Annotated in this window: 9 protein-coding genes and 1 pseudogene; 8 read left to right on the top strand and 2 right to left on the bottom strand. The window is 46.5% G+C overall.

Annotated features, from left to right (window positions below; all coding sequences use genetic code 11):
• Window positions 1-42: 42 nt before the first annotated feature.
• Entirely contained in the window at window positions 43-1,269 is a 1,227-nt protein-coding gene (locus tag FKW31_RS10765; RefSeq protein WP_238332805.1) for an NtaA/DmoA family FMN-dependent monooxygenase, read from the bottom strand.
• A gap of 37 nt (window positions 1,270-1,306) precedes the next feature.
• Window positions 1,307-2,539, bottom strand: a complete 1,233-nt coding sequence (locus tag FKW31_RS10760) for an acyl-CoA dehydrogenase family protein (RefSeq protein ID WP_166443402.1) — start codon at window positions 2,537-2,539, stop codon at window positions 1,307-1,309.
• Between the two features lie 270 nt (window positions 2,540-2,809).
• Here FKW31_RS10760 and FKW31_RS16430 point away from each other — a divergent pair.
• The 8 genes and pseudogenes from FKW31_RS16430 to FKW31_RS10725 all read left to right on the top strand — a co-directional run.
• Window positions 2,810-3,343: pseudogene (locus FKW31_RS16430) on the top strand (TonB-dependent receptor plug domain-containing protein); the annotation flags it as partial.
• 96 nt (window positions 3,344-3,439) lie between these two features.
• Window positions 3,440-5,272: a TonB-dependent receptor gene (locus FKW31_RS10755; protein WP_238332806.1), complete on the top strand. Its 1,833-nt coding sequence runs from the start codon at window positions 3,440-3,442 to the stop codon at window positions 5,270-5,272.
• An 18-nt stretch (window positions 5,273-5,290) separates the two neighbouring features.
• Window positions 5,291-5,797 carry a flavin reductase family protein gene (locus FKW31_RS10750; protein ID WP_150178546.1) on the top strand — a complete coding sequence of 169 codons (507 nt, stop codon included), beginning with the start codon at window positions 5,291-5,293 and terminating at the stop codon, window positions 5,795-5,797.
• Window positions 5,798-6,102: 305 nt separating this feature from the next.
• Window positions 6,103-6,807 (top strand): site-specific integrase, encoded by a 705-nt coding sequence (locus tag FKW31_RS10745; protein ID WP_150178545.1) that lies wholly within the window; start codon window positions 6,103-6,105, stop codon window positions 6,805-6,807.
• Complete coding sequence (locus tag FKW31_RS16425) at window positions 6,764-7,213, top strand: tyrosine-type recombinase/integrase (RefSeq protein ID WP_238332804.1); 450 nt, start codon at window positions 6,764-6,766, stop codon at window positions 7,211-7,213. Before FKW31_RS10745 ends, FKW31_RS16425 begins: the two co-directional genes overlap by 44 nt.
• A 366-nt stretch (window positions 7,214-7,579) precedes the next feature.
• A complete protein-coding gene (locus FKW31_RS10735) occupies window positions 7,580-8,116 on the top strand; it encodes a helix-turn-helix domain-containing protein (RefSeq protein ID WP_150178544.1) in 537 nt (178 codons plus the stop codon).
• Window positions 8,117-8,201: 85 nt separating this feature from the next.
• Window positions 8,202-8,429, top strand: a complete 228-nt coding sequence (locus FKW31_RS10730; protein WP_035382081.1) for an AbrB/MazE/SpoVT family DNA-binding domain-containing protein — start codon at window positions 8,202-8,204, stop codon at window positions 8,427-8,429.
• Window positions 8,429-8,827: a type II toxin-antitoxin system death-on-curing family toxin gene (locus FKW31_RS10725; RefSeq protein ID WP_150178543.1), complete on the top strand. Its 399-nt coding sequence runs from the start codon at window positions 8,429-8,431 to the stop codon at window positions 8,825-8,827. Before FKW31_RS10730 ends, FKW31_RS10725 begins: the two co-directional genes overlap by 1 nt.
• The last annotated feature ends 51 nt before the right edge of the window (window positions 8,828-8,878 follow it).

The following is an 8,878-nucleotide window of genomic DNA, read 5'->3' as shown; positions in this document are numbered from 1 at the left end:
TCGTCAATATTCCAGATCGGGCTCCTGTGGGATGACTGAATTCTACAAAATGACCCGAAATTGCCTCAAGTGTGAGAAATCCGCGTCGAGCCACCGCTCCAGATCATCCGCCACAGTTATGGCCGAACCTATAAATGTACGAGCCCGTCCAAAACCATTTTGCGGATTAGCCGCCTGTGCCAATGTCCATTGGCGTCCACTGACCTTAGGGTCAAATTGACGCAAAACAGATTGGCTAGATTCTGTTTTTTGATAATGCAGAATATTATCAGGCGCTGTTTGAGAAAAATCTATGCCAGTCATAGATGAGTAATGGATAATTGAGGCTATAGGATCATAATATCCATAATATTCCTCAAATTTTTCCCATGCAGCTTTATCTGTTTCTGCCACCACAACAGCAACAGCTGTAATAAATTTTATGTTTTCCGGTTTTCTTCCATACTTAACTGCCAAAGAACGAATACGATGCACATTTTCCTTCACACCGCTTGCACCTGCTCCTACAACAAAAACAACTTCGGCATGCTTGGCAGCAAAATCTGAACCGCGGGCAGATGTTCCTGCTTGTAACACTACAGGCACACGCTGTGGACTAGGTTGTACAACATGTCCGTCTGGCACTGTAAAATAGTGGCCTTGATGCTGAATAGAATGCACCTTGGCGGGATCTGTATAAATACTTTTTTCTAAATCAATATTCCGGATAACAGCATTATCCTCCCAAGACCCTTGCCAAAGCTTGTAAGCAACATCCATAAACTCATCAGCAAGATTATAACGCTCATCATGGACCATTTGATGGCCTAGCCCAAGATTGCGCGCAGCACTTTCTTGCTGCGATGTCACAACATTCCAACCAATACGCCCATTGGTAAGATGATCCAACGTGCTGAACTTACGCGCGGCCTGATAAGGATGTTCATACGTTGTGGAAAGCGTAACGCCAAATCCGAGTTTTTTTGTTGCCGCAGCCATAGCAGAAACAAGCAAGAGTGGATCAATTAAAGGTGATTGAATACCATGCTTAAGAGAAGCCGCAGCACTTGCGCCATAAACATCAATCAACCCCAGAGCATCTGCTATAAACAAGCAGTCAAACCCAGCAGCTTCTAGAGATTGTGCAAGCTCAACCCAATACTCAATGCTTGTATATCTATATGTTCTATCTCGTGGATGCCGCCATAGCCCGTAATTAAGGTGTGATACGGTTGCCATGGTGAACGCATTGAGAATGATCGGATCTGTTTTTTGTGCCGTATAAGCCATACTGCGATTTCCAAATAAGAAATGGTAAAATGGACGTTCAGACAGCCCCTACACGCCACTGACCAGATGGGAGATTGCCGTTTACCAAGTAGTCCCCCACAATTCTGGTGCGATAGACACGTGGATTATGGCAACCAATTGTACGGATATTACGCCAATACCTATCCAATGCAGCGCTACGCAGCGTTGCCGTGCCACCCAAGGCATCAAACAACAAAGACGTTGCATTTAACGTAAGCGGGAAGATAATTTCCTGAGCTTGCCACACTTCAAGTTCTGCCTTGATAATATCTGACCCTCTATCTTCCCCCTTCTTATCCGCCGCTGCCTGCAGTGCTTCTGCTGCGTGCCTGACAATGGATCTGGCAGCATGCGCAGCAGACGCAACCTGGCCTACAATTTCCAGAATTTGAGGGTCTTGTGCAGGTAATTCGTGGTTAGCGTGGCTAAAGGCACGTTTTCTACTTTTTACAGCTCCCGCAATATCCAAAGCCGCAGCTTGCGTAATGCCTGCTACTGTTGCGAGATGATAAAGTTGGAAAAATGCTTGAGAGTATGGAAACTCGGTATTGCCATAACGCAAGATATCATCATGCACACGCACATCTTGAAAATGCGCTGTTCCACTTGCGGTCAACCGCTGGCCGACCCCATCCCAATCATCAACAATTTCTAACCCAGGATCATGGCGGGATGCAAGGCACTTAACTGTTTCGCCATCCTCTGTAGAAGCTGTAACAGTCAACCAATCGGCATATAAAGAGCCTGTGGTGAAAAATTTGCTTCCATTAATGACAAAATGTTTATCCTTGCGGGAAACTGTAGTAGCGAAGCGATCTCGCCCAGACCCTTTTTCGGCTGCGGCTGCACCTGCAGTTTCGCCTTTTCCCACGCGCTCAAACCATTGATCTGTATAGGCTGAAGGTTGTTCAAACAACAGATGCTCTACAAAGCCAAAATGTGCCCGCAAGGCCTGCGCTACATTTGAATCTGCTGTTGCCAGATCAATAACAGCAGAAAACAATTCAGAAAGCGGACGCCCAAGCCCACCATACTGCGTAGGCACCCTTAAAGCTGTAAAACTGCTCCGCTTTAACCGCTTAATTGCCTCTATAGGAAGCACACGTTCAACTTCGGCTTTAGCAGACTGCTGCCGAATATCTTCTAGAAGCGGGGCATATCCACTTATTTCTGTCGTATATTGCAGAGGAAATACTTCCTCCCATAAAATAGCGCTCCGCTCTTGCTCAACAGATTTATTTCGCTTCAACACTTTAAAACCTCCTGCGCAAAATGGTTTTTGCCATTCTGTTTCCAATTTTCTTTCCACAAAAAGAGGTTTTCCAGAATCACATGGAAAATTTTCCACGCCCGCGAATCACTCTCATAGTTCGTATTGTCATATATTCCACAAAATAAACAAGCATATAATTTTGTTTTTTATAATTTTATCACATTGACTCGTTGTTATATGAGAATGCATTATAATTAGCGATTCTTAGTGATTGTTTTTTGGATATCATAAAAACGAACAATTAACGTGAAATGCCATGTTCTGGAGACCAAAGTGAAATCAAAACGAGCTTGGCACTATGCCACCACAACTGCGCTTGCTGTATACTCTGTATTTTGGGCAGAAAATCTGGCTCACGCACAAAGCAAGCCAGAGGCTGAACATTCTCTGGTAACGGGCCATAATCCCGTTAAATCTCAACAAAAAAAGAAAGCCCTCACAGATGTTGATGCACAGTCTGTAGAGCACGTTAATATACAAGGGCAAAGGCAAGCCAACTGGGTTGTTACCCCCGTTTCATCCTCTACGATTGCGAATTATGCACCTGGCACCAACGCCTTAAAAGCACTCACCACCCTCCCCGGCGTGATGTATAACTCTGCGGATCCTCAAGGTTTGAACCTATGGGGACAATCCTTTCTGATGCACGGGTTTGACCAGTCCCAGATCGGTATGACATTAGATGGCATGCCATTAGGAGGACAGTTGTGGAGCAATTCCAATGGCTTAAGCCCTTCCGCTGCCATTTCTTCCGAAAATATCAGTCGGCTGGACGTATCTGCATCCGCAGGGTCCGAGGGAGCTGCCAGTATCAGTAATCTGGGCGGAACCGTGCAATTTGTTTCCCGAGATCCATCGCATAAAGCTGGAGGCACAGTGCGCCAAACTTTTGGCAGCAACTCCATGTTTCATACTTTTGTGCGCGCAGATAGTGGTGACCTGAATAAACAAGGCACGCGTTTTTATGTGTCTTATATGCGGAATGACACAGATAAATGGCGTGGCGGGCAGGATCAGTTCATGCAGCAAATAAATGCCAAGCTGCTGCATCCTATTGGAGAACAAAGCAAGCTGACTGCTTTTTTTAACTACGCTGATGAAGAAATGCAGAACTATCAGGACTACAGCATGAATATGTTCCGCCATGGCGGCTATCATATTGATAACCTGGCTGGCACTCCCAATGGTTATGAAACAGCATACCGCTTGGCCCTTGCCTCCAATGGTATGCCTGGCGGTAGTGTGCCTACTGCTTATCAAAATCTTTCTAGCCCATATACGGCTTCTTTTTATGATGGTGCTGGTAATCAGCGGCAGTATTTTGGTGGTATCAATGCTGATCTTGCGCTGACAGACAGATTGCGCTGGAACTCTACTTTTTATGGTCACCGTTCGTGGGAAGTTGGAACGGTTACAAGCCCGCTCATTTCATCCCCTAATGGTGCACCGTTTGTTGAACAGGCTACCATGCCAAGCACCAACAGATTTGGCCTACTTTCTTCTCTAACTTACACAATTGCGAAAAATGAAATCAATGGTGGTGTCTGGTATGAAAACACCAAATTTATTGCTGATAAAAGAGCATATGAAGAACCTCTATTAGAAGACGTTCTTTCGGGCAATGCACGTCCGGTTGACGGTATGCACCTAACATCTCCTTATCAGCGAGAATATGAACAGGTTTTTAATACCAATACCTTTGTTGCTTACCTACAAGATACTTATCATCCGCTTTCTAATTTGGCATTTCATTTTGGTTTCCGGTCCGTGCTCAACACTACGCGGGTGGGACAGTTGGCAAACTGGTCTACTTACACCAGAACAGATGCTATTGCTGGTGGCGATGGTATTACCACAAGCAAACCTTTTCTGCCGCATATTAGCGGCCAATGGAGCTTTCTACCCGGGCACCAGTTTTATTTTGATATTGCCAATAATGTTAAGGTTTTACCTGTAGCAGGGTATAATAGCGGAGCATCACCGTTTGCAACAACACAAGCTGCCTTTGACGCATCTAAAGCAGGCCTAACATCAGAAACTGATTGGAATTATGCTGTAGGATATCGCTATACATCCCATCTAATTACTGGGAATGTTTACGCATATCACACAGATTTTTCTAACCGTTTGCAGCAGATTTCCACTGGAAACCCCAACAACCCATATACTGTTATCAAAAATGTTGGCGGTGTTAGTATGAACGGCGTGGATGCAGGCTTTGTGTTACGGCCTATAGAAGGGCTACAACTTGCCAGCAGCATTAGCTACAATCATGCAACTTACTCAGACAACGTTACAGAAACTACAAGTGCTGGTAATGTTACTTATGGACTAAAAGGCAAGCAGGTGGTTGCCTACCCCAAGCTGATGTACAAAGGCCAGATTTCCTACAAATGGCACGACGCTGAAATACATGCCGATACACAATATATAAGTAGCAGAAACCTCAGCTATACGGGGGACGAGAAAGTGCCAGCCTATTGGCTGACAAATATAGGAGCAAGATACGACCTGACGCCTCTGTTTAATCAAGGAAAAATAGGAAATGTTATCAAACATGCTTTCTTAAGCTTTAATGTTTATAACATTACAAACGAACATTACATTTCCACAATGGGACAAAATGGCTTTCCCATGTCTGGAGATTATCAGTCCGTCGTTTTAGGCGCACCGCGGCAGTATTTTGGCACTGTCCAGATTGATTTCTGAAAATTGGAAGTAGATTTTATGTCCCAAACAACACTTTTGCCTACAGTAGATTCCCAAACCTTTCGCAATGGTATGTCTCTTGTTCCTGGTGCCATTTGTATTATTGCAACAGATGGCAAAAATGGCTGCTATGGATTTACAGCGACCGCTGTATGCAGTGTTTCCGATAAGCCACCCTCTTTGCTTGTTTGTGTCAATAAAAGTACAACTGCGCATGACCATATTCTTGTGCATCAATGCCTTTCTGTTAATGTACTGGCACCTTCGCAGGAAGCTCTGTGCGCGGGATTTAGCGATCGCACTCTAACGCAGACTGAACGATTTGCTCTCGCAAAATGGGATAAACGTCATAGCGGCGCACCTCTACTTATCGGAGCCACAGTATCCTTTGATTGCACTATTGCACAAACCATAGAGACACAAACACACACAATCATTATCGCATCGGTAGTCGATATTACTTGCGCACAGGAATCTCAGAATGGATTAGTCTGGTATCGCAAAAACATATCTCATATAGTTTAACACATAAATAATCTAATATTATTCATATTTGTCTATGGTGCGAGGTCGAATGATTGTAATTATATCATATCAAACCATGGCATAATCTCTAAATCATTAGGCATGACAGATGCTGCATACGCCATCTTTTGTTGCTCCGCCGACAAGAGACGGGAATGGATGAAGCGCTGCCGGATCTTATGACCATCAAAGACGTTCTATCTCGCCTAAAAGACAGAATACTAATGGCGGCCCCACGCATAGAAAATAGGGGCCAAGTATCTTTTTTCGGCTCAGGATTATGAAAGACCCATTGCGAGTATAGAATGTCCCTCAAGCTCGTCAAAACACCAAAATCGAAAAACCTATATATCCATGGCACTGTCTCCGGCAAAAGCATATTCGAAAGCACTGGAACGTCTGACAGAAAACTCGCAGAGGAAATCAGGCGCAAGCGCGAGGCAGAACTCTGGAATGAAACGATTTATGGAAAACGCGCGGTCATAACCTTCGCAGAGGCTGTAACGGCTTATATTGATGATAAACCCAGATCGCCTACGACCAATCGTTATCTTCTGCGCCTACTAAAGCATTTTGAAACTTGCAAACTCACAGACATTAATCAGCAATCATTAAAGAATGCTTACAAAGCAATTCTGCAAGATGGCGAGAGCGCTAGTCCATCTACTAAAAAGCGTGCAGTGCGTACGCCATTACAAGCTGTTTTGGAGTTTGGAGCAATACAAGGCTGGTGTGATCGACCGGCATTTACCCCCATTTCTATAAAGGTGAAACCCAAGAAGTTTTTAAGGCCAGAAGAAGCAACATGTTTAGTGGAAAATGCAGCCCCCCATCTTCAGCCACTCTTTGTTTTCCTCCTAGGAACCGGATGCCGTATGTCCGAAGCACTGGATCTGGAATGGAGGGATGTTGATCTTTGGGGGAAACGGGCTGTTGTCTGGCAAAAGCTAAGGACGCCAACGCCATGTGGATTTACCACCAGTGGTTATAAAATGGCTAAAAACCATTGAATGGCGAGATGGTCATGTATTCCGGCCAGTAAAGATTACCCGCAAAGGGCCTGATGTTGGTGAGCGTTACCATGATTCCGGTCGGCAATATGGTGGGCAAATTAAAAGTGGATGGTCTGGGGCTTGCCGCCGTGCAGGGCTGCCGGGGCGCATCAGGGAATGGATTCCTAAAGGAGAAAAGAAGCCGAAAGAGTGGTTTGTGCCCGATTACACTCCACATGCTCTACGTCACACTTGGGCTTCGTGGCACTACTGTGTACATAGAGATATCATTAAGCTCCAAACCGAAGGCGATTGGAGCGACATCAAAACCGTAATGATCTACGCTAAGTTAATGCCAGAGGCCTATAAAGAGCAGATTGAGGAATGGTGGAGAATCGGGCCAGCCATAGGAAATTGCCCTTAAAAAGCTCCACAGATTTTCCACAGAAACGCGTAAAAATTGGTAAGAAAATATAGGGATTTATGGGAAGCTATAAGAGTTTGTTTTCAGGGAGAATTATGCTCAAAATCCGCAGAAACTGCCGGGTAACAGATGGTAGGCGCAACAGGGATTGAACCTGTGACCCCTACCATGTCAAAACCGGCTGACCCCAACAAAATCAGAGACTTACAGAGTCAAACACGTTCAAAAACGGCACGCACGATCAAGGAAAAATCGTGCAATGCGTGCGAGCAGCGTACTAGAAACTAACTCTGTTGTCACGGATCTCCTGCCCCTTCAGACAAGTTTTTTTCATTGCATTCTTGTTTCGACCGGGAGTGTGGAGCGATGAGCCGCCATGCTTCCGTTAAGGCGGCTTTCCGCAAGCAGGTTCTGGGGCTTTACTTTGATCACAAGCTGAAGCCATCCGAAAAATCCGTGCTCATGACGCTCGCCACCTTCCTGGGAGCGGATGGGCTCTATCCGAGCCACGATGCAATCGCTCGGGCTTGCCGGTATTCCGTGCGGACAGTCATTCGGGCGCTTGAACGGGGCTATGAACTCGGACTGATTGAGCGAACCCACCGGCGCAAGCGTGTTGAGGGGCGATGGGTAAGAACCAGCAATACCTACAGGCTGCTTATCAAGGCCACTGATCAGGTTCGCGCAGCTGGAAAACATATGGGCCGCGCCATTTTCCGTGGTGTGCGGGTCCTAAGTGACAGGATGGCGCAGAAGGCGTCCAGAGATATATCTATAGAGGAGAAACGACTGCTTTCGGGGCGTCGATACCCAGAACCTCACGGTCCAAGCCAGCTTTCACCCGGCGAGTGGGGGGGAAATCATCAAAAGCTGGGGAACCACCTGACCCGCAATTCTGTATGAGCAGCACTGCTAAAGGGATATTTGAGCTTGTCATCTTTAATGTGGCCCTGTTACGTATTACGACACGTAATACGGAGCTAAGTCCATGGAAACTGTCGTCGTTCGCAAACAGGGTAATTCTGTCGGTGTTACTCTTCCAGCAGAAACACGTATCCGTCTTGGCCTGGAAGTCGGGCAGGAACTCACGCTGGTAGAAATGGCCGACGGAATCAAGCTCGTGAAGCGCAATCTCAAGCTTGAACGCCAGATGCAGATGGCGCGCGAGACGCTACGTGAGCAGGCTGACGTTCTTCAGGAACTGGCCAAGCGTTGATGCCGGATCTGCCTGAGTTTCTGGAACCTGATGCGGTGCTGTTCATGCACGATCAGGCTCTGAAGGAATATGGTGGGACACATGGTCTCAAAAACGAGAACCTGCTGCACAGCGCGTTAGCTCGCGCCGAAAACCGATGGCACTATGCTGAGGCGCCTCGACCGAACACCGCAACTCTGGCGGCTGCCTATGCTTATGACATTGCGCGTAATCATCCCTTCAATGACGCCAACAAGCGGACAGCCTGGAGCTGCTGCATTCTTTTCCTTCGGTTGAATGGAACCCGTGTGCAGGTTAGCGCCCCGGATGCCGTCGAGGCCGTGGTGGCTCTTGCGGCTGGCGCAATAGAGGAAGACGCGTTCGCGGCGTGGCTTCGGCAGCATTTTCAAAATCAGTGATTCATATATCTTCGACATCGGACTAGATTTTTTCATGAGCACGACACCCCG

The organism is Acetobacter sp. DmW_136, assembly GCF_008690365.1.
GTDB classification, from domain to species: Bacteria; Pseudomonadota; Alphaproteobacteria; order Acetobacterales; family Acetobacteraceae; genus Acetobacter; species Acetobacter oryzifermentans.
The sequence above is the reverse complement of the archived record's forward strand: the minus strand, read 5'-3'. Positions and strand labels throughout refer to the sequence as shown.

Excerpts from the sequence above, each read along its gene's own strand:
- FKW31_RS10765 (WP_238332805.1), bottom strand. The coding sequence starts at position 1,269 with ATGGCTTATACGGCACAAAAAACAGATCCGATCATTCTCAATGCGTTC.
- FKW31_RS10750 (WP_150178546.1), top strand. The coding sequence starts at position 5,291 with ATGTCCCAAACAACACTTTTGCCTACAGTAGATTCCCAAACCTTTCGC.
- FKW31_RS10745 (WP_150178545.1), top strand. The coding sequence starts at position 6,103 with ATGTCCCTCAAGCTCGTCAAAACACCAAAATCGAAAAACCTATATATC.
- FKW31_RS10735 (WP_150178544.1), top strand. The coding sequence starts at position 7,580 with ATGAGCCGCCATGCTTCCGTTAAGGCGGCTTTCCGCAAGCAGGTTCTG.
- FKW31_RS10730 (WP_035382081.1), top strand. The coding sequence starts at position 8,202 with ATGGAAACTGTCGTCGTTCGCAAACAGGGTAATTCTGTCGGTGTTACT.
- FKW31_RS10725 (WP_150178543.1), top strand. The coding sequence starts at position 8,429 with ATGCCGGATCTGCCTGAGTTTCTGGAACCTGATGCGGTGCTGTTCATG.